This is a genomic window from Nocardia sp. NPDC003269, assembly GCF_042888005.1.
Lineage (GTDB): Bacteria > Actinomycetota > Actinomycetes > Mycobacteriales > Mycobacteriaceae > Nocardia.
Map to the genome: position 1 here is coordinate 1,041,373 of NZ_JBIAPA010000001.1, position 20,272 is coordinate 1,061,644.

General features: G+C 69.6%; 18 protein-coding genes. 3 read left to right on the forward strand and 15 right to left on the reverse strand.

What is annotated here, in order from left to right; all coding sequences use genetic code 11:
• Positions 1-276: 276 nt before the first annotated feature.
• The 13 genes from ACFYWJ_RS04735 to ACFYWJ_RS04795 all read right to left on the reverse strand — a co-directional run bounded on the left by ACFYWJ_RS04735 (position 277) and on the right by ACFYWJ_RS04795 (position 13,711).
• Positions 277-1,347 carry an alpha/beta hydrolase family protein gene (locus ACFYWJ_RS04735; protein ID WP_218721226.1) on the reverse strand — a complete coding sequence of 357 codons (1,071 nt, stop codon included), beginning with the start codon at positions 1,345-1,347 and terminating at the stop codon, positions 277-279.
• Between the two features lie 242 nt (positions 1,348-1,589).
• On the reverse strand, positions 1,590-3,536 hold the full coding sequence (zomB, locus tag ACFYWJ_RS04740) for a flagellar motor control protein ZomB (protein ID WP_355283636.1): 1,947 nt from the start codon (positions 3,534-3,536) through the stop codon (positions 1,590-1,592).
• On the reverse strand, positions 3,514-4,446 hold the full coding sequence (locus tag ACFYWJ_RS04745) for a decaprenyl-phosphate phosphoribosyltransferase (protein WP_355283634.1): 933 nt from the start codon (positions 4,444-4,446) through the stop codon (positions 3,514-3,516). Before ACFYWJ_RS04745 ends, zomB begins: the two co-directional genes overlap by 23 nt.
• 26 nt (positions 4,447-4,472) lie before the next feature.
• Positions 4,473-4,985, reverse strand: a complete 513-nt coding sequence (locus tag ACFYWJ_RS04750; protein ID WP_355283672.1) for a phosphatase PAP2 family protein — start codon at positions 4,983-4,985, stop codon at positions 4,473-4,475.
• Positions 4,986-5,074: 89 nt separating this feature from the next.
• Positions 5,075-7,006 carry a glycosyltransferase gene (locus tag ACFYWJ_RS04755; protein WP_355283631.1) on the reverse strand — a complete coding sequence of 644 codons (1,932 nt, stop codon included), beginning with the start codon at positions 7,004-7,006 and terminating at the stop codon, positions 5,075-5,077.
• Entirely contained in the window at positions 7,003-8,220 is a 1,218-nt protein-coding gene (gene glf / locus ACFYWJ_RS04760) for a UDP-galactopyranose mutase (protein ID WP_355283629.1), read from the reverse strand. The genes ACFYWJ_RS04755 and glf overlap by 4 nt, the downstream gene beginning before the upstream one ends.
• Positions 8,221-8,301: 81 nt before the next feature.
• The gene (locus ACFYWJ_RS04765; protein ID WP_355283626.1) at positions 8,302-8,784 is read right to left on the reverse strand and encodes a hypothetical protein; all 483 of its coding nucleotides are present in this window, start codon (positions 8,782-8,784) and stop codon (positions 8,302-8,304) included.
• 686 nt (positions 8,785-9,470) lie between these two features.
• Positions 9,471-9,977 carry a hypothetical protein gene (locus ACFYWJ_RS04770; protein ID WP_355283623.1) on the reverse strand — a complete coding sequence of 169 codons (507 nt, stop codon included), beginning with the start codon at positions 9,975-9,977 and terminating at the stop codon, positions 9,471-9,473.
• A 365-nt stretch (positions 9,978-10,342) separates the two neighbouring features.
• Positions 10,343-10,963, reverse strand: a complete 621-nt coding sequence (locus ACFYWJ_RS04775) for a hypothetical protein (protein WP_355283620.1) — start codon at positions 10,961-10,963, stop codon at positions 10,343-10,345.
• Between the two features lie 50 nt (positions 10,964-11,013).
• Positions 11,014-11,553, reverse strand: a complete 540-nt coding sequence (locus tag ACFYWJ_RS04780) for a hypothetical protein (protein ID WP_355283618.1) — start codon at positions 11,551-11,553, stop codon at positions 11,014-11,016.
• Positions 11,554-11,577: 24 nt separating this feature from the next.
• Positions 11,578-11,988, reverse strand: coding sequence for a hypothetical protein (locus tag ACFYWJ_RS04785; protein ID WP_355283616.1), 411 nt, complete (start codon positions 11,986-11,988; stop codon positions 11,578-11,580).
• A gap of 182 nt (positions 11,989-12,170) precedes the next feature.
• Entirely contained in the window at positions 12,171-12,929 is a 759-nt protein-coding gene (locus tag ACFYWJ_RS04790; protein ID WP_355283613.1) for a TipAS antibiotic-recognition domain-containing protein, read from the reverse strand.
• Positions 12,930-12,997: 68 nt separating this feature from the next.
• A complete protein-coding gene (locus tag ACFYWJ_RS04795) occupies positions 12,998-13,711 on the reverse strand; it encodes an SDR family oxidoreductase (RefSeq protein WP_355283611.1) in 714 nt (237 codons plus the stop codon).
• Between the two features lie 105 nt (positions 13,712-13,816).
• Between ACFYWJ_RS04795 and ACFYWJ_RS04800 the strand changes: the two genes are divergently transcribed.
• Positions 13,817-14,443, forward strand: coding sequence for a helix-turn-helix domain-containing protein (locus tag ACFYWJ_RS04800; protein ID WP_355283609.1), 627 nt, complete (start codon positions 13,817-13,819; stop codon positions 14,441-14,443).
• A 9-nt stretch (positions 14,444-14,452) separates the two neighbouring features.
• On the opposite strand, the gene ACFYWJ_RS04805 is transcribed toward ACFYWJ_RS04800, so the two are convergent.
• The gene (locus tag ACFYWJ_RS04805) at positions 14,453-15,412 is read right to left on the reverse strand and encodes an EamA family transporter (protein WP_355283607.1); all 960 of its coding nucleotides are present in this window, start codon (positions 15,410-15,412) and stop codon (positions 14,453-14,455) included.
• A 96-nt stretch (positions 15,413-15,508) separates the two neighbouring features.
• On the opposite strand from ACFYWJ_RS04805, the gene ACFYWJ_RS04810 reads away from it, so the two are divergent.
• Positions 15,509-16,015 (forward strand): MarR family transcriptional regulator, encoded by a 507-nt coding sequence (locus tag ACFYWJ_RS04810; protein WP_355283604.1) that lies wholly within the window; start codon positions 15,509-15,511, stop codon positions 16,013-16,015.
• Between the two features lie 10 nt (positions 16,016-16,025).
• Here the strand turns inward: ACFYWJ_RS04810 and ACFYWJ_RS04815 are convergent, their stop codons facing one another.
• A complete protein-coding gene (locus ACFYWJ_RS04815) occupies positions 16,026-17,591 on the reverse strand; it encodes a SpoIID/LytB domain-containing protein (RefSeq protein WP_355283602.1) in 1,566 nt (521 codons plus the stop codon).
• A gap of 237 nt (positions 17,592-17,828) precedes the next feature.
• On the opposite strand from ACFYWJ_RS04815, the gene ACFYWJ_RS04820 reads away from it, so the two are divergent.
• Positions 17,829-20,228, forward strand: a complete 2,400-nt coding sequence (locus ACFYWJ_RS04820; RefSeq protein ID WP_355283599.1) for an N-acetylmuramoyl-L-alanine amidase — start codon at positions 17,829-17,831, stop codon at positions 20,226-20,228.
• Positions 20,229-20,272: the final 44 nt, after the last annotated feature.

Sequence of the window (20,272 nt, forward strand, 5' to 3'; positions counted from 1 at the left end):
ACCGACAGCGCAAACCCCGAGCTATACCGTCGGATCCCTCATCGGGCGTCGAAAGCGATCAATCCAGGGCAAAACGGACGAATCAACCTCGACGCATGCTCACTGTGTATGAATCAATGACGAATGCTTACATGTTGCTGGAAAGTGACCCAGAGCACAACTCACGGTGACTTGCCGCACGTAATTCGTCACCGGCTATCAGTCGGATCGTGACGGAAACGAAGAAAACCGCCCGGTGCGTCAGGCACCGGGCGGTTCGTCTTCGAGCGGATCGGGCTAGCCGATGTTGGCCGACAGATCCGGGATCATGCGGTTGACCTCGGTCTCCCAGTTGCGCCAGTTGTGCACGCCGGTGAGCGGGAAGTCGAAGTTCGCGTTGCCGCCGCCGAGGGTGGCCATGCGCACCTGGAAGGCGCGGCTGTTCACCATCGCGAGCAGCTCCAGCGGCACACCCTGCACGATCTCCATCGGGTTGGACACGTCACCCGCGCCCGGGATACCGCTGGCCGCCGACACCCACACGCGGGTGCCGTTGGCCACCAGCCGCGGCGCGAAGACGAACGGGTCCATCCGCAGCCACTGCGGGCCCCACGGCGGCGCCATGGCGTCGATGTTGAAGCCACCGGCGGAGACCATCGCCACCCGCATCGCCTCACGCATACCCGGCGCCGAGATGTTCAGGTAGCCGGAGAACGAACCGGCGAAGCTGAACTGGTCCGGGTGGTAGGCGGCCAGCGTCAGCGCGGCCGAGCCACCCATCGACAGACCGAACACACCGTTGTTGTTGGGGTTGAAGCCGAGCCGGGCCGACAGCGCGTTGCGCAGGTTGCCGGTCAGGTAGCTTTCCCACTTGTAGGTGTTCTTCTTGCCCGCGACCTGGGCCGGCGCGATCGACGAGCCCGTCATCGCGGACCCGGTGGCCGCCGAACCGGTCGAGCTGCCGCCCGAACCGGTGTCGAGACCGAAGAAGTTGCTCGGGGCGTTCCAGTCGGCGTAGAAGCTGGACTGGCCGCCGACCGGCATGACGACATTGATGTTGGCCGCGGTCAGCGCCCGGGCGACATTGGTGTCGATCTCCCAGCCGCTGAGGTCGTCGCGGGCGCGCATGCCGTCGAGCGCGTACACGACGCGACCGGTGTTGCCGTCGGCCGCGCGGAAGATCCGGTTCTTGATCGGGCCCATCTCGGAGTCGACCCAGAAGTCGAAGCCACTGGGATCGAACGCCGCCGAAGCGGTGCCGGTCGGGCCGGCCACCGCCGCACCGAGCGGTAGGACAACAGCCAGGGAGAGAAGCATCGACCGCTTGAGCCAGCCGGCTCCCCGGGCTCTGAGACGTCCGCCACGCATTCTGTTTTGGGCCTTTCCTCGTGCGGTTCGCGCGGAACCGCGGTTGCAAATGACCGCCGACTTACTACCGGCACACCAGTGCGCCGACGGGCCGTTCCTCGAAGACCATATCGTGACATCGATAGCCTGGCGTTACCGAAAAGTGATTAAGCGGCGAACGCCACTGGGAAACCCCAGGCCAGGGGTGTAACCACTGAGCCGACGGATAACCCGTGGGCCCAGTGTGACGCATGTAGACCGTTTCAGCGCGGCGGCTCGGGGAATGGATCAACCAATCCGCAGCGCTGGATCTCGTACTTGGGCACCCGGTCGATCCGGTACTTCGCGAAACTCAGCGCATGACGCAGGTTGTGCTTGAACCGATCGAAGGTGAGCGGATCGCGCGTGGAGATCATCAGCGCCTGCGTTTCCGGGCACGACATCGCCGTGCGCGCCTGGGTGACCCACTCCTCGTCCATGTACCAGGGCATCCACGGGTGGATGTCCACCATGCCCGAGTCGACGACCACCCAGTCCGGGTACAGGCTCTTGTCGTGCCCGATGCGGCCGTCGGCGAGCCGGTCCGAATGCGCGGCCAGCGGGTAGGCCAGGCCCATCGGATCGATGACGCGCACGCTCAGCGGCACGTTCATGCTGGTCATGCCCAGGTTCAGGAAGTAGACCGTGTGCCCGGCGCCGCCCTCGGGGATCGGCTGCGGCGGCGGGTCCAGGTACCAGAACGTGTACGACGGCGAGTTCAGCAGCAGGCCGCCGTTGGGGTTGGCCGCGATGTCGTTGACCATCGCCCGCATGCGCGGGTAGTCGAGGTAGTCCTCGGCCAGGATCGGATGATCCTTGCCGGTGTTGAGCACGTAGTAGACGCGCTCGTCGACGATGCCGGAGGAACTGATCTTGGTGCCGGTCTTGATCGCGGTGGTGCTCGCCGCGTACAGCGACCAGCCCGCGGTGCCGAGCAGCGCGGCCAGCACGACCACCGTCGACCAGTCACGGGGGGTGAACGCCCGCAGCCCGCCGGCCGGCAACCGGATCGGTACGACCGCCACCGGCAGCAGCAGCAGGAACAGCTGGGTCAGCAGCATCCGGCCGTGCATGAAGTCACCGCCGACGCGGATCGCGTAGACCGTCAGCAGCAGGCCGCTGCCCAGCACCATGGTGACGACCGCGCTCGGCGACCGCAGCCAGGTCCGGATCGCCGCCACCGACCACCGCGGCCGCACCGTGACCCCGCGCGCCACCGCGGTGACCACACCGGCGATCAGCAGCACGAGCAGCGGAATCCACAGGTAGTACGGGCCGACCAGGTCCCACAGGTACTTCATGCCCTGGCCCCACTTGGCCCCGCCCGCGTCCTTGGCGACCGCGGTGTTCGGGTAGGGCAGGCCGTAGTAGCCCATCCGCCAGATCTGGTAAGCCACCGGCACGATCCCGGCGACGAACACGATCAGCGCGCGCAGCGCGATCGGGCCGTACCGGAACCGCGGCATCGGGGCGAGGAAGATCATGCCGAGGGCGAGCACGCCGATCAGCGTGGCCTCCGGCCGGATCAGCGGCGCGAGACCGGCCAGGAAGACGAGTCCGAGCAGGCTCGGCACGCGCACCACCGCGGCCTGGCTCCAGCGGATCATCAACCACCACAGCAGCCCGACCCAGCAGATCACCAAGCCGCTCTCCAGCCCGGAGGTGGCGTAGTCACGGGCGGGCGGCAGCGCGATGTAGACGAGCACGCCCGCCGGGATGAGCAGCTGACCGCTGGTCCCGCCCCACAGCCGGGCGGTGCCGAGCATGGCGAACACCATCGCCAGCAGCGAGACCGTCAGCGCGACGCCGAGCACCACGTACTCGAGCCGCGCCTGGGTGAGCCAGCTGAAGAACCAGACCAGGTAGGTCCACGCGGTACTGGTGTTGGCCTCGACCCGCTCGTCCATGTTGAAGACGGGGCCGTTGCCCGCGAGCAGGTTGCGCACCGTCCGCAGCACGATGAGGCCGTCGTCGGCGATCCAGCGCCGCTGCCAGGCACCCACCGCGAACACGACGACGGTGAGTACCACCCCACCGACGAAGGTGGCGCGGGACAGGGTCGCGAAACGAGCGGCCGGACGCGCCGACTGCTCGTCGTCGCGTAGCCGCTCGTATTCGGTTGTTTCCTGCTCCGCTACCACGATCTCGTCAGGTGAGATAGACAGCGACACCTACCGCTCCGATCCAGGCAATAGCGAGGAACTGCAGGATGCGGTCCCCCAGCGCGATCTCTTCGGGTTCACCGGCCTCGCCACCGTCGACGTCGACCGCGTAACGCAGGATTGCGATGGTAAACGGGATCATGGAGATCGAGTACCACTGGGTGTCACGAGCCGAGTCCTGCTGGAACGCCCAGAGGCCGTAGAACACCACGACGGCGGTGGCCGCGAGCGTCCAGATGAAGCGCAGGTAGGTCGGCGTGTAGTACTGCAGCGACTTGCGGATCTTCGCGCCGGTCTCCAGCGCGATCTGCAGTTCCGCGTAGCGCTTGCCCGCCGCCATGAACAGCGAACCGAACGCCATGATCAGCAGGAACCACTGCGACAGGGCGATGCCCGCGGCCGCGCCACCGGCGACGGCGCGCAGCAGGAAGCCCGAGGACACGATGCAGATGTCGAGCACGGCCTGGTGCTTGAGGCCGACGCAGTAGGCCAGCTGGATGGCGATGTAGATGGCCATCACCACGGCCAGGTGCCAGGACGCCAGGAACGAACCGGCGATCGAGCCGATCAGCAGCACCACGGCCAGCGCGTACGCCAGGTTGACCGGGACGACGCCCGCCGCGATCGGGCGGAACCGCTTGGTCGGATGCGCCCGGTCAGCCTCGACATCGAGCGAATCGTTGACCAGGTAGATACCCGAGGCCGCCATGCAGAACACCACGAACGCGATCGCGACGTGCACGAGCACGCCGGCGTCGCTGATCGCCTCGGGCCCGACGGCCAGCGGCGCGGCGAGCACGAGCACGTTCTTCACCCACTGACGTGGGCGGATGGCCTTGATGACACCGCCGACCAGAGTCTTCGGCGGGCCCTTCACCACGCCCTCGTCGAGGACGGCGGCGGACGGTTCTTCGCTCATCTCAGCCAAGGTTCTTTCGGTTGCGGTCACTGTCGGAGTCTCTTTTCGGCGGCTAGCACGGCGGCTGCCGACGCGGCCCCCAATGCGGAACCGGCGAGCACGTCGGAAGGGTAATGCACCCCGAGGACGACCCGGGAAAGGAGCATCGGAGGCACGAGCACCGCTGGCAAGGGTAGCCCGGTCAACCGGCCGAGCAACACCGCAGCCGCCGTGGTGGACGTGGCGTGCGAGGACGGGAAGCTCAGCTTGCTCGGCGTCGACACGTTGACCTGCACCGCAGGACTGTCCGGGCGCGGGCGCCGGACGATCCGCTTGATCACGATCGACGCGGCGTGCGCGCCGACGGCGCCGACCGCGACACCGGCCCACTGCCGACGGCGCGGCTTGTCGACCAGCCAGCCCGCCGCGGCGATGCCGACCCAGCCCAGCGCGTGCTCACCGAAGTGCGACATGCCGCGCGCGGCCGAGACGACGGCCGGGTTGGTGCCGATGGTCGTCTGCACGGTGTTGATGATGCCGACCTCGAGCGGCACCTCGATGTACTCGTCGTCGCCGCACGCGCAGGCGCACTCACCGCCGCAGCCTTCCTCGGCCAGCTCCAGCTCGGGCAGTTCCGGGTTGATCGCGTTCACTTCTCGGTTCCGTTCTGCGAAATGCCGAAGGTCTTCTCCCACGCCGCCGTGCTGGTCAGCTCGGCGTGCGCGGCCCGGTAGCGCTGCTGCATCTCCGGGAATCGGGCGGTGAGCTCCTTGCGCAGGCGCATCGCTTCCTTGAGGAGCTCGGCGGCCTTGCGCGGGTCGCGCTTGCGGTAGACGACGCCACGGCCGTCGGCGGTCGTCACGGTGACGCCGTCGACCTGGGACAGCAGGAACCAGCGCGCGTCCAGCGTCGGCACGTTCAGCTGCGGGGTCTCGTAGGCGGCCGGGTCGGCCTTGCGGAAGTTGTGCACCACGCCCTTGGCCAGGCGCGCGACCTTGGCGATCGGGTTGCCCGGCTCGCCGACCGCGCCGACGCCGTGCCGGTTGGCCAGCGGCAGTTCGGTCGAGGACGGCAGCACCACGGCGTCCGGGTAGTCCTTGCGCATCGCGTGGATCTTGCCCAGCGCGCTCGGCAGCAGGTCGAACAGACCCTCCGGCCCGGCCAGGAAGTCGCGGATCGCCTCGTTCTGGATGGCGACCGTCGAGTACTCCAGGCACAGCAGGTGCTTGAGCGTGGCCTTGACCGTGTTCACGATCATCGGCTTGCCGTCACCCGGCAGGTGCAGCGAGGCGACGACCAGGCGGTTGCGCAGGTGGAAGTACGCCTGCCAGTCGATCGCGTCGTCCTTGTCGGACCAGGCCATGTGCCACACGGCCGCACCCGGCAGGGTGATGGTCGGGTAGCCGGCCACGCGGGCGCGCAGGCCGTACTCGACGTCGTCCCACTTCAGGAACAGCGGCAGCGGCTGACCGATCTGCTCGGCCACCTGCCGCGGGATCACGCAGGTCCACCAGCCGTTGAAGTCGACGTCGATGCGCCGGTGCAGCAGCTTGGAGTTGTCGCGGTCCTTGAGCGGGTACTTCGAGAAATCGTGGTCGTACTCGACGTTCGGCGCCGAGGACCACATGAAGATCCCGCGGTCGACGACCTCGCCCATGCTATGCAGGTGCGAGCGCTCCTGCAGGTTCAGCATCTGCCCGCCGACCAGCAGCGGCGACTTGGCGAACCGGGAGAACGCCAGCGCGCGCAGGATCGAGTCGGGCTCGATCTCGATGTCGTCGTCCATGTAGACGATGAACTCGGCGTCGGTCTTGAGCGCCTCGTACATGACCCGGCTGTACCCGCCGGACCCGCCGAGGTTGGGCTGGTCGTGGATGCTCAGCCGGTCGCCCAGCGTCGCGGCGGCCTCGGTGAAGCCGGGCTCGTCGACGACTTTGCGATTGCCCTGGTCGGCCACGATCACCGCGGCGACATTGCCGAGCACCAGCGGGTCCGAACCCAGCGCGGCCAGCGTCTTGACCAGGTCGGTGGGCCGGTTGAAGGTGGGCATGCCGACCGCGATGGTGCCGGTGCCCGGCGCCTCCTGCGGGGCGTACCAGCCGCCGGCCAGCAGCGTCACCGCCGTGTCGGTGGTGATGTCGAACCAGATCCAGCCGCCGTCCTCGAACGGGCCGAGATCGGTCTCGAACTCCACGAACACCGAGTCCGCGCCCTGGGCGACCGCGAACTCCTTGCCCTGCACGTGAATGCGCGAGCCGTCCGCCTTCGAGCGGTACACGTCGACGCGGCCGTGCCCGGCCAGCTCCAGCCGCAGCACCACCGAGTTCAGCACGCTCCAGCGCCGCCAGTAGCTGGCGGGCAGCGCGTTGAAGTAGGTGCAGAACGACACCTCCGACTCCGCGCCGATCGAGAGCGCGGTCCGGCTGGTGGCGTGCGCGCGGCGCGCGTTGGTGGTGGATTCCTCCAGGTAGAGGGTCCGCACGTCGAGCGGCTCGCCCGGCCGGGGCAGGATGATCCGCTGCAGCAGCGCCTTGGCCCTCGTCTCCGTCGTCACGTCGTCGAGCACCGGCTGCGCGCTCACGCCTCGTCCACCAGGGCCGCGCCGGACTCCAGGTGCGGACGCAGCACGTTCTCGAACATGCTCAGCGCCGAACCGATCGCCATGTGCATGTCCAGGTACTGGTAGGTGCCGAGGCGGCCGCCGAAGAGCACCTTCTTCTCGGCGGTCTCCTTCTTGGCGAGCTCGCGGTAGGCCAGCAGCTTGGCGCGGTCCTCGGGGGTGTTGATCGGGTAGTACGGCTCGTCGCCGGTCTGCGCGAAGCGGGAGAACTCGCGCATGATGACCGTCTTGTCGGTCGGGTAGTCGCGCTCCGGGTGGAAGTGGCGCGGCTCGATGATGCGGGTGTACGGCGCGTCGGCGTCGTTGTAGTTCATCACCGAGGTGCCCTGGAAGTCGCCGATCTCGAGGACCTCGGTCTCGAAGTCGATCGTGCGCCAGCCCAGCTCGCCCTCGGCGTAGTCGAAGTAGTGGTCCAGCGGGCCGGTGTAGACGACCGGCGCGTCCGGGCTGGCCGCGACGATCTCCTCACGCACGTCGAACCAGTCGGTGTTCAGGCGCACGTCGATGAGGTCGGAGGCGGCCATGTTCTCCAGCCACTTCGTGTACCCCTCCTTGGGCAGGCCCTCGTAGGTGTCGTTGAAGTAGCGGTTGTCGAAGGTGTAGCGCACCGGCAGGCGGGTGATGTTGCCCGCGGGCAGTTCCTTCGGGTCGGTCTGCCACTGCTTGGCGGTGTAGTCACGCACGAACGCCTCGTAGAGCGGGCGCCCGATCAGCGAGATCGCCTTCTCCTCGAGGTTCTGCGCGTCGGCGGTCTCCACCTCGGCGGCCTGCTCGGCGATCAGCGCCTTGGCCTCTTCGGGGCTGAAGTAGCGACCGAAGAACTGCGAGATCAGGCCCAGCCCCATCGGGAACTGGTAGGCCTGGCCCTTGTGCAGCGCGAACACGCGGTGCTGGTACCCGGTGAACTCGGTGAACTGGGTGACGTAATCCCACACCTTCTTGTTCGAGGTGTGGAACAGATGCGCGCCGTACTTGTGGATCTCGATGCCGGTTTCGGGCTCCGGCTCGGAGTAGGCGTTGCCACCGAGGTGGTAGCGCCGGTCGATCACCAGCACCCGCTTGCCCAGCAGGTTCGCGGCACGCTCGGCGACGGTCAGGCCGAAGAAGCCGGAGCCGACCACGATCAGGTCGTAAGCAGAATTATCGGAGTTACCCGGGGACGATGCGACGGTCACGGGTGCCCAGCGTATCGGAAGACGCCGGATTGTCCCGGCGGAGTCGCCGACCTGCCGCTGAGCTGGGGTGATGCGCTCGGCTCACCGGTAGGGGTATTCCGGCCGTGCACTTCGACCGGGCTGCCCGGCGGCTGGCAGTTGAGCCGAAGCCTCCCGGCGCCCACGCATCCTGATCGCCGAGATCAGCAGCAGAACCAACATGAGCGCTGCCAGCACAGCCCCAGCCCCAGTGAATCGCAACCCGGCATCCTCCCCGTAAGGCGGACATCCATACCACCCTGTCTCCAGACAGACGTAGTCCACTGACCCCGTGAACACCGACAGTGCCGAGTCGATGTCCCACCATCTACTGCTCACCCCGACAACGTTCATCCCGAGGTTTCCGACCGCGAGCACGGCGACCATCACTCGGACCGCCTTCGTCCGTCTGAGAAGCAGAACCGTCGCAACCAGCCACAACAGCGCGAGGGCGACGTGCGCCACGGTCACGGGGATGATCCGGGCGCTCATCCACTCGTTACCCGGGAACAGTGTGTTCGCCTTGAATCCGACAACCGATGCCATCACCGCATACCCAGCCAACACCCCGGCGAGGACGACGATGACCCGGTCCAGCAGCCCGCCCGGCGACCGTGATGCCCGCCCCTGCGACCGAGCGCCCGGAAACCCCCGGTGCCGCGGTTCCACACCCGATTGCGCGTAACCGGCCTCCACCGGCGTGTGTGTCCCCGGCGTCTGCCACCACTCCCCACCCGACTGTTCCTGCCCGGCAGGCAATAGCCCGGGATGCGGGTACCCGGGCTGACTGTGCGGCGCACCCTGCTCGGCGGGCATCGGCCCGGAATGCGGGTAACCGGGCGCAACGCCGAATCCCGGCGGCGCGGCCGACGGAACCTGATGCCCGAGGTACTGACCGTTCGGCGTAGCTTGCCCGGCGAACGGCTGCCCGGGATACGGGGCGCCAGGTGCGACACCAGGGCTCGGAACTCCGGCGGATGCGCTCGGGTATCCCTGGCGCTGGTCGAGCGGTGCGGACCCGGCCGGGGAACCCGTGTCGTACTGCGCGGTTGCCGGAGCTGGGCCTGGGAGCCCCGCAACCGGCTGCGCCGCAATGTCATTCGGATCAGGACTGGATGGCCGACTCATGTGCGTCCCCCTTCTGGCACAGACTGCCCGATACCTCGATACGGAAAATACGCCGTGGACGGGTGTCGATCCCACAGCCCGCCAACCACTTCAGCATCGACACCTCAGTGGTACGGGTATCCCGGCGGTGGTGGAACGCGGCGACCCGGTGTCGCAGGCCCGTAGGCGTATCCCCCCATCTGCGGCTGGCCGCCGACGCCCCGCGGCACCTGCCCGGATCGCGGCCGTCGCGTCCGGGTCGCCGCTGCCGAGACCAGCAGGAGGACGACGAAGAGCGAGCCGAGCACCAACCCGGCCAAGGGGATCAGCGATCCGAGCTGGTTCCCGGGGGGTGTCAGCCCGCCGGGCTCGGCGTACTGCGACAGGAACGCCACCGCCAACACGAAGACGATCACTCGGCCGTATCTGACCTGCTGGGCGAGCAACAATCCACCGATCACCCAGAACAGCGTGAGAACCAGGTTGCCCGCAGCGCTGTCCGAGATCTGCTCGGTCGTCGCGGACCCCGCGTCGGGATTCGCCGCGACCCACCGGAATCCGATGGTCGCGGTGATTGCCGAGGTGCCGGCGAGGAGCAGCGCGAGCGCCGCCGTCGTCCGATGCAGCGGCACACCCGAACCGGCGTCAGGCGTGGGCCGACCCTGGCGCCCAGCGTCCGCCACCGGCCGAGGTCGGCCCACCGGCAGCCCCGTATCCGGTGCCGACCAGGGTTGGCCTGCCGGCAGCCCCGTGTCCGGTGTCGGCCGCGGTCGGCCCATCTGAAGCCCCGCGTCCGATGCCGACCCGGGTTGGCCCACGCGGGCCCCGGGGTACGCGTCGGCTCCCGGCGAGAGCCACCATTCCCCCGCACCCGGACCCTCGTGACCTGGGCCGTACTGCACCGTCGGCGGTGCGGGCAGCGCGGAAACCGGCTGGGCGACACCCTCGCTCGGAGTGTGCCCGGATGGATAGCTCATGCGTGATCCCCCTGCGCGCGTCAGTAGTACGGGTAGGGAGCGTACGCAGGCTGGCGGGCGGCCCGAATCCAGCGACCCGTGGACGGGGCCGCGGCGCAGAGGAGGATGAGCAGCGGGATGCAGGTGGCGACGACGCTGCCGATGACCACGGCGGGCGGGGCGCCTTCGCTGGCCGCGATCGCGACCGAGATCGCACTGATCAGCAGGCCGATCGTGGACAGGATGATCAGGATCACCCGGCCCGCGGTCTTGCGGCGGAACAGCAGGATCGAGCCGAGCAGCCACAGCAGGGCGGGGATGGCGGCGATCGCGATACCGGCGATCGTTCCGGCGCGGGCGTCGTCGCTGCGGACCGAGTCGGTGTTCAGCTCGGTGGCCGCGACCACGCCGAGACCGATCAGCGCGAACAGCGAGATCAGCAGGGAGAGCAGGGCCGCGGTGATCCCGGTGCCACCGCCCGCCCGCTGCGGCGCGCCGTAAGCCGGTGCGCCGTAACCGTATCCGGGCGCGGGTTGCTGCGCGTACCCGTACGGCTGCGGGGCGTAGCCCTGCTGCGCGTAGGGATCGGCCGCGTAGCCGGGTTGTGCGTAACCGCCCGCGTACGGGTCGTGGCCCTGCTGTGGACCATACGGGTATCCCATGGTGTCCCCCTCCGAAACGAGCGCGGCGTCGCGCCGCTGACCTGCCGAAACTATACGGCCGAACCGACAGCCCGCTCGGTCCGAGCGTAGGCCGCCGTCCACGGCAGCGCCGCGGGCACCAGCACCAACGCACCGAGCGCGACGGCCGCCAGCGCGGCCGCCCAGCTGTGGTTCACGATCGCCGTCACCGCACCGGGTACCCCACCGAACCCGATCGGAATCGATCGGAGGACGGATTCCTCGGCGAACCAATGGATGCCGTACTCGGAGTCGTAGTTCACCAGCGTCGCCAGCAACCCGAGCACGCCGAGCCCGAGCTGCGCGCCCGCCGCCACGATCAGCACCCACCGGCCGGACTCGTCGCGCCGGGCCAGCAGCATGCCGCCGTAACCGAACGCGAACGCCGCCACCAGCGCGCCGAGCGTGGCGAACAGGGCCAGCGAGTCGTCGAGCCGGTCGGGGTCGTTCAGGAAGGCGCGCACCAGGACCACGGCCCCGACCAGATTCGCCACCGTGGCAACACCGGCACAGCACACGGCGACGATCGCCGTCACCTCACCGGCTTTCGACTTCGCATCCCGCACGACCATGGCTCGACCGTATCCCGAGTCGGCCTAGCGCGTCGTGGTCCACCGGCGCGTCGGCTCGATCAGGCTGAGCACCAGGATCACCGCGTTGAGCGCGAGCCACCAGTCCAGCGGCCCTACCCGCAGCCCGTGCCCGGCCCCGTTGAGCACAACGACCAGCAAGGTCGCCCCGCTCATCGCCCCCGATATCCCCACCAGAATCCGCCTGCCGAGCATCCGCCGCCGCAACAGCAGCACCGCCCCCAGCAGATACACCACCCCCAGCCCGCCGACGATCCCCGCACCCGCGTAATCGAGCTCGATCTCCCGCCCGAAAGCCCGCACCACCGCCGTCGCCGTGCCGACGATGATCCCGGCACCCCCGACCAGCACCCCGAGCCACCCGGCGACCAGCGCGGTCACCGCGCGAGAAGGCCGCTCGGGCTCCACCTGATCCACCACTATCCCCTGCACGTTGTCGTCGTCGCCGTCAGTTATACGGCGCGACGGCCGATCGAGCCCGTCGACCGAGGTCCCGGGGCCACGCCGGGCAGCCCGAGACGCCGAAAGCCGCGTCCGGGCGGGTGGCGTCCGGGCGCGGCTTTCTGCTAGTTCCCGGCTGGGCGCCGGGTGAAACGCGATCAGGCGGTCCGGCCTGCGACGTAGGCGCGGAAGGCCTCGAGGATGTACTCGGCGGTGCCGTCGCCGTGCACGTCGTAGTTCTTGCGGAAGCGCGGGTCGGCGACGTACATCTCGCCCAGGTTGAGCAGGTATTCGTCGGTCACGGGGCGGCCCTGGGTGCCGTCGCCGAGCCAGGCGCGGTGCCTGGCGACGATCGCCTGGACGGTCTCGCCGTCGACGGGCAGGCCCGCGGCATGGGCCTTGCCGAAGTCGGCGGAGATGTCGAGCTGGGTCTGCAGGAATCCCTGCTTGTCCGCTTCGCTCAGCGAGCGCCACCAGCGGTCGCCGCTCTCGTAGGCCTCCTTGCCCCAGCGTTCGGTGACCTCGTCCTTGTACTGGGTGTGGTCGAAGCCGTCGAAAACCTCTGCGGCCATGAGTGGTTCACCTCTTTCGGTCTTGTGCAACGTGGTCGACACCGATTCGATCCGGCGCGCGATCAGATCCTGTTGCTGCCGCAGCAGCTCCAGGTGCGTCCGCAGCGCGCCCGCGGTGTCCTGTTCCCCGGCGAGAACCTCGGCGATCACCGGAAGGCCGAGGCCGAGTTCGCGCAGCAGCAGGATGCGCTGCAGGCGGATCAGGGAGTTCTGGTCGTAGTAGCGGTAGCCGTTGGCGCCGATCCGGCTCGGTTCCAGCAAGCCGAGCTGCCCGTAGTGGCGCAGCGTGCGGCTGGTGGTGCCCGCGGCTTTCGCGAGGTCCTGGATGGACCATTCACCCGCCATGACCTGTCCCTTTCTCGTCGGTGTCCTCAGTCTGCAAGTTGACGCTACGTCAAGGTCAACCCCAAATCTCAGAACCCGATCTCGACCTCGACGGCGTCGCGCTCGGTGTACATCCGCCAGTACCTGGCACCGAGCTCGGCATTGCCGATGCGGGGCAGCACCAGGCCGTCGGGGATCAGTTCCGGATGCGCGTCGATCTCCAGCTGCACGGCGCTGTGCTCGATCAGCGCGCCGATGGCAAGCAGCCCGACGTAGACCCCGGTGCCGTCGAGCTCGGCGGCCAGCTGCCGGACATAGGCCCGCTGGGCCCCCAGCGCGACACCCATATTCGCCAGGTAGGGCTGCAGATTCGCCTCCGAGGCGCCCGAGGAGAACAGCAGCGCGCCATGGCCGCGCGCGAGCATCCCCGGCAGCAACGCCCGGCCGAGCTCGATCGACGAGTACACCTTGAGCGCGAACGGCAGCTCCAGCGACCGCCGGTCGACCGCCCTGGTCGACTCGGCGCGGATCGACATCCCCGCGGCCGCCGCGTGCACCGCCACCTCGATCGGCCCCAGCTTCTCTTCGACCCGCGCGACGACCTCGGTCAGCTGCGCGGAATCGGTGATGTCGGCCGCGAACGGCTCGGCCTCGACGCCGTCGGCGCGCAGGGCCGCCGCGCGTTCGGCGGCCGCGGCCGGGTCGCGGCCGATCATCGCGACCCGAAAACCGTTGCGGCCGAACTCCCGTGCCGTCCCGGCGCCGAGGCCGGGTCCGTATCCGAAGATCGCGAGCGTGCTCATCCGACTACCTCACTAAGTTGAGTATTGGTTCAAGTTTTCGCAAGATAGCACCAAGTTGAACCTAGGCTCAAGATAATTGGCAGCGGTGATTTGTAGGATCGGCGAATGCCCGAGGACAAGCCGTTGCGCAGCGACGCCAAGCGCAACCGCGACGCGCTGGTCACCGCGGCCCGCGAGCTCTTCGAGGAGCGCGGCCTCGACGCCCCGCTCAAGGACATCGCCGCACGCGCGGGCGTCGCGATCGGCACCCTCTACAACCGCTTCCCCACCCGCGACGACCTGATCGCCGCCGCCGTGGCCGACCGCGTCGAGGCCGGCACCAGGATCGCCGAGCAGGCGCTCGAGCTCACCGATCCGTGGGAGTCGTTCACGGTCCTGGTCGAGCGGATCTGCGAGCTCCAGGCGAGCGACCGCATCCTCGGCGAACTCGCCCTGCGCAACCCGCCGAGCGAGGCGCTGGCCCGCGCGCGCGACCACGGGCACGGCCTGATGCGCCGGATCATCGAGCGCGCCCAGGCCGCAGGCGCGCTGCGGCCGGACTGGACGCTCGAGGACATCGCCTTCATCACCTGGTCGCACACGAGCGTGGTCGCCGCGACCGCGACCGTCGCCCCCGATCTCTGGCGCCGCAACCTCGCGCTGATCCTGGACGGCCTGCGCGCGAAAGCCGCGCACCCCCTGCCGGTTCCGGCCCTCACCGAGGACCAGTTGATGCAGGCGATGCGCGGCTGATGGTTCACCTCAGCGCGCGGCCGAAACCGTCTCCGGCACGGGCAGAACCGCGACCTTCGTGATGACTCCGGTCCGCGCGGCACCCACCGTCGACGCGGGCTTCGGCGGAATCTGACCGAGCACGGTGCCGCCCAGCGCGATGGCCAGGCCGAGGACCTGTAGCGGAGTCAGCGCCTGACCGAGCGCGATCCAGCCGATGACCGCGGCCGACATCGGGCTCAGCAGCCCGAGGAAGGCCACCGAGGTCGCGGGCACCCGCGAGATCCCGCGGAACCACAGCCAGTAGGCCAGCGCGGTGCCGATGACGCCGAGGTACAGGTAGCCACCGATGGCCTGCGCGTCCATAGCGGGCGGCGCGCCCTCGATCAGGACGGCGAGCGGCAGGATGAACAGGCCGCCCGCGGTCAGCTGCCAGCCGGTCATCGCCAGCGGACCGACGCCATCGGGACGTCCCCACTTCTTGGTCAGCACGGTGCCCGCCGACATCGACGCCGCGCCGGCCAGACCGGCGACGACACCGATCGTGTCCAGCTCGGCATTGCCGCGCAGCACCACCAGCGCCACCCCGAAGACGCCGATCAGGCCCGCGAGCACCTTGCGCCGGGTCGGCGTCTCGGACAGCAGGACCGCGGCGAAGCCCAGCGCGATCATCGGCGCCACCGCGCCGAGCACGCCGGCGACCCCGCCCGGCAGCCGGTAGGCCGCCAGGAACAGCAGCGGGAAGAACGCGCCGATATTGAGGATGCCGAGGACGGCGGCGCGGCCGAGCCAGATGCCGTGCGGCAGCACCCTGGTCAGCGCCAGCAGCGCGAGACCGGCGGGCAGCGCGCGCATCAGCGCGGTGAACAGCGGCCGGTCCGGCGGCAGGAATTCGGTGGTGACGGCATAGGTGGAACCCCAGACGATCGGGGTCAGTGCGGTGAGTGCGAGGGTGCCCGCGTAGCCGGTCGGGCGAGTTGCCGTCGTCATGTTCGCTCCTGATTGATAATCTCAACATTGAAATATCTACCCGGCGGGATGCCTCATCGTCAAGTAGATGAACGTTAAGATTTTCAATAGAGAGGGATGCGCATGCGGGACGCCGTCGATCTGATCACCGAGCACTGGGAGATCCAGCGACCCGATGTCGATGTGTCACCGATGGCGATCGTCGGCCGGATCACCCGGCTCTCGCGCGTCCTCGAACAGGACCTCAAGCGCTTCTTCGCCGGTCACGGCCTGGAATTCTGGGAGTTCGACGTGCTCGCGACGCTGCGCCGCTCCGGCGGCGACACCGGGCTGACCGCGGGCTCGCTGAACCGCGCCGCGATGGTCACCTCCGGCGCGATCACCAATCGCATCGACCGGCTGGCCGCCAAGAACCTGGTCCGCCGGGTGCCATCGGCCGACGACCGCCGCTCGGTCTTCGTCCAGCTCACCGACGAGGGCAGGGAGCTGGTCGACCGGCTGCTGCCGCTGCACATGGACAACGAGCAGCGCCTGCTCGCGGCACTCGGCGCCGAGGACCGCGAGCAGCTCGCCGGACTCCTGCGCACCCTGGCCGTCGGACTGGAGGACACCACCCTGGACTGATCCCAGGCGGCTACTCGCCGTCGTAGACGCCCGGATTCTGCTGACCGGCCACGGGAGCTTGCTGACCGTTAGCCGGATTCACCGGAACCTGCGGCACGGCAACAGGATTCACCGGGCCGTGTGGCGCGGCATGCGAATTCGCGGGCACGGCAACGGGATTCACCGGGCCGTGCACCGGGCCGACCGGAGCACCGCCCGCGGCGGCCTGGGCAGGCGCGCCGGGATGCGCGGGCACCGAAGCCTGTGTTCCCGGCGCGACACCCGTGGGTGCCGTCCCCTCCGGCGTCGTCACCTTCGGCTGCCCCGAGGCCGACGGCGGCAGCTGATCGCCCACCTCCGGCACCAGTTGCAGCAGCGTCGAGAAGTCGACCACCTGGGCACCGAGCGTCTTGGTCGCCACGATGACACCGTTGGTGTACAGCCGGTACGTGCCCGCCCGCTGCGGCAGCATCATCTCCGGCCCGATCGGCGCGCCGATGGTGCTCTCCGGACCGCCGATCCGCCGGTACTCGGTGTCGATCGCGGTCTCGCCGGCCAGCGCTTCGATGGTCGGGTCGGGCCTGGTCGGCGCGGTGGGAGCGGTGGGGGCCGGTGCGGTTTCGACGAGATCGCCGGGCGCGGGGCCGACGGCGAAGGTCTCGATGTCGGCCGGGCGGCCACCGTCGGGCGCGGCCGAGTACTCCGAGCGCAGGATCAGCCCGTCGCGCAGCAGCACGGTGCCCGCGGTCGCCGCGACGGCCTCGGTGGTGCGCGTGTCCTCCTTCACCGTCCCCGGATACACCTGGCAGTCGGTGGTGTCGCAGGTCTGCGCATAGTCGTAGCGGTTCTCGGCGAGCGCGTAGGAGCGGGCCGCGATGGCCTGCGCGCGCAGCGCCTCGAACGCACCCTGATCAGCCCAGTTCGCCTGCATCTCGGCGGGCAGCACGCCGGCGAGATAGTCGTCGAGATCGACCTGGTTGACGGTCCGGTACGCGCCCCCTTCCAGCGCGACACCGAGCGCGCCGCGATAGCCGGTACCGCCGCACAGCGTCAGGTGTTCGGCGGCGGGCCTGCCCGGTGCCGGATCGAGCGGATAGACGAACGGATCGTCGGTCGCGGCCTGCCACAGCACTTCGCCGTCGCAGCCCGTGGTCACCACGACATTCGCGCCGCCGTCGGGCAGCGGGGTGAGGTGGGCGGCTTCGCCCGGCCCGATCATCCGGCCCGCGACCTGCGCGCCCGCGGCGGCGAAGGTGTCGAGGGTGGCGTCGTCCTGGGCTTGCAGCCGGACCCCGATGGTGAGCGGCCCGACCTGACCGAGGTCGGCGCCCGGGTAGTAGTGGCCGAGGATCTCCTCGGCGGACCGGCCCTCCCTGGCGCTGTCGAACGCGCCCACCTGACTCATTCCGCGTCCGTGGCCGGCGCCGACGGTCGGGGCGACCTGGCCGGGCAGGATCTGCCACAGCCCGAACGCGCCGGTGAGCGCCAGTGCGGTGCCACCGACCAGTACCGGCAGCGGCGCGGTCTTGATCATCGGCACGGCGCGGCGCCGGGTGCCCCTGCGGGTACTGCGGTTGATCTTGGTGTCCGCTCTCATACTGCGCTCCCACGGTGTCGCGGTTCGACCGGCGGAGCTCGCGTCGGCATGTCGTCGTGGCCGAGCGGGTTCCGAAGGCTACATTCGAGCAATCACATAATCCTCAAGTTGAGGTTTAGATGTGTGACGTATGTTAACTAGTGTGGTGTGTGAGGCACGAGGAAGCAAGCATCACTTGCCGGTGATGACCCCGATGCCACCAAGGTCTACGAGCTCGACCCTGATTGGAGAAGGCACGTGCGATATCGAAAGCCGAAACGTTCCTACGTGCTCCCGGTGGTCACCACGCTCGCCGTCGCCGCACCCGTCGGCGCGTTCGCGCTGAGCGATTCGACCGACTACCGCAGCACCAACGACTCCCAGCTCGCGGCGGTGCCGACCCAGCTGGCCGAGGTCGCGCTGACCGCCGTCCCCGACATCACGGTCCCGCTGCGCGAACTGACCGGTCTCGACCTGCCCGATCTGCACCTGTCGGATCTGCAGATGCTGCCGCTGCCGACCTCGATTCCGGTGCCGCCGGGATTGCCCGTTCCACCGGGCGTGGCGCTGCCCACCGAGATCCCGCTCCCGGCGATCCCGACGAAGGCGCAGCCGACCACCACGACGCCCGCGCCCGCCCAGCAGGGCAACGCGCCCGCCGCGCGGCCGCCGGTTCCGAGCACCTCGGTCCCGACCGCGCCGCCCGCCGCGCCAACGACGACGACGGCCGCCCCGGCACCGATCGCGCCCGCAGCCCCGGCACCCGCAGCCCCGGCACCGGCGGCTCCGGCACCCGCCGCCCCCGCACCGGCGGCTCCGGCACCGGCCGCTCCGGCACCGGCCGCACCCGCGACCACGCCCCCGGCGGGCGCGCCGGTCGTCCAGCACCGCCCGTCCGGGATGAAGTTCATCGCCGATCCGGCCAACCTGGAACCCGGCACCACCCCCGAGACCCCAGCCCTGTCGCCCGGCGCGGTCGGGCCCGACCTGATCGACCAGGTCGGCGCGCAGGTCAAGGAGCTCACCCAGGACACCCCGTTCAGCATGGTCGCGGTCACCGCGCGCGACCTGGTGAACACCACGACCAAGCTGCGCGCCCGGCAGCTCGACGGCAACTGGGGCCCCTGGTACGACGCCGATCCGGTCGACACCAGGGCCACCGACCAGACCCCCGCCGACGCGCCGACCGGCACCGAGCCGATCTACGTCGGCGAGACCACCGCGGTGCAGATGCTGGTGACCCGCAAGCCGGTCGCCGGACCCGACCACAGCGATCCGGCCCATCTCACCGAGGCCGCGCTCAAGGCGATCCTGATCAACCCGGGCCGCGCCGCCATCGACGCCGGACTCACCGACGTCGCCGCCGCGCTGCCGGGCGGTGGCCCGAAGGTCATCACCCGCGCGCAGTGGGGTGCCGACGAGTCGATCCGCTGCCAGGAACCCACCTACGACGACGGCGTCGGCGGCATCACCGTGCACCACACGGCCGGTCGCAACGACTACAGCCGGGCCGAGTCGGCGGGCATCGTCCGCGCGATCTACGCCTACCACGCCGAGACCCTGGGCTGGTGCGACATCGGCTACAACGCCCTGGTCGACCAGTACGGCCAGATCTTCGAGGGCCGCTACGGCGGCCTCGACCGGGCGGTGCAGGGCGCGCACGCGGGCGGGTTCAACGAGAACACCGTCGGGGTGGCGCTGATGGGCAACTACGAGACCGAGACGCCGAGCACCGAGTCGATCAACGCGATCGGCAAGTTCGTCGGCTGGCGGGCCAAGCTCGCGGGGATCAACCCCAAGGGCCACACCACCATGTACTCCGAGGGCACCGAGTTCACCCCGTACGCCCAGGACGAGGCGGTCGACCTGCCGACGGTGTTCGCGCACCGCGACGTCGGCAACACCGACTGCCCCGGTGACGCCGCCTACGCCCTGATGGACCGCATCCGCGGGATCGCCGCGGGCAACAGCACCTACTCCTCCCCCGCGACGCCGGAACGGCCGCCGAGCCAGCAGGCCCGCGCGCCGCAACAGCAGGAACAGGAACCGCAGCAGGGCAACATGGCCGAGCTGGGCGCGCTGGTCGACAAGCTGCTCGGCCTGTCCGGCTCGAACGAGATCGCCAGGCACTGGGTGAGCCGCGGCGGCGTCGACGGTCCGCTCGGCGCGCCGAAGTCGGATCTGCTGTCCGGCGCGCAGGGCCGCCAGTACGCGAAGTTCGCCAACGGCTACATCTTCTCCGGGGAGAACGGCGCGGTCTTCGAGGTGGTCGGGGCGATCCTGGACCGCTACCTCAGCCTCGGCGGCGACTCGGGCGTGCTCGGTCTGCCGACCGGCAGCGCCTACCTGGTGCCGGACGGCCTGCGCACGGACTTCCAGAACGGCTCGCTGGTGCTCAACGAGCTGACCGGCATCGTCACCACGTTCTGGAAGACCTACAACGAGACCTACAAGGCCGAGATGGAGGGCATGAACGGCACCAAGCCGGAGCAGGCGCCCGCCACCACCGCCCCCACCTCGACGGTCCCCGCGGCACCCGCCGCTCCGGCGCCGACCGAGCCGGTCGCCCCGCAGGTCCCGGCCGAACCGCAGTCCGTCCCCGTGGAACCGGCACCGGCGCAACCGCCGGTCGCCACCGAACCCGCCCCGGCCGGCTAGCCCCCGGTCACGGCGAAGAACAGCCGGTGCGCCTCCTCGTGAGG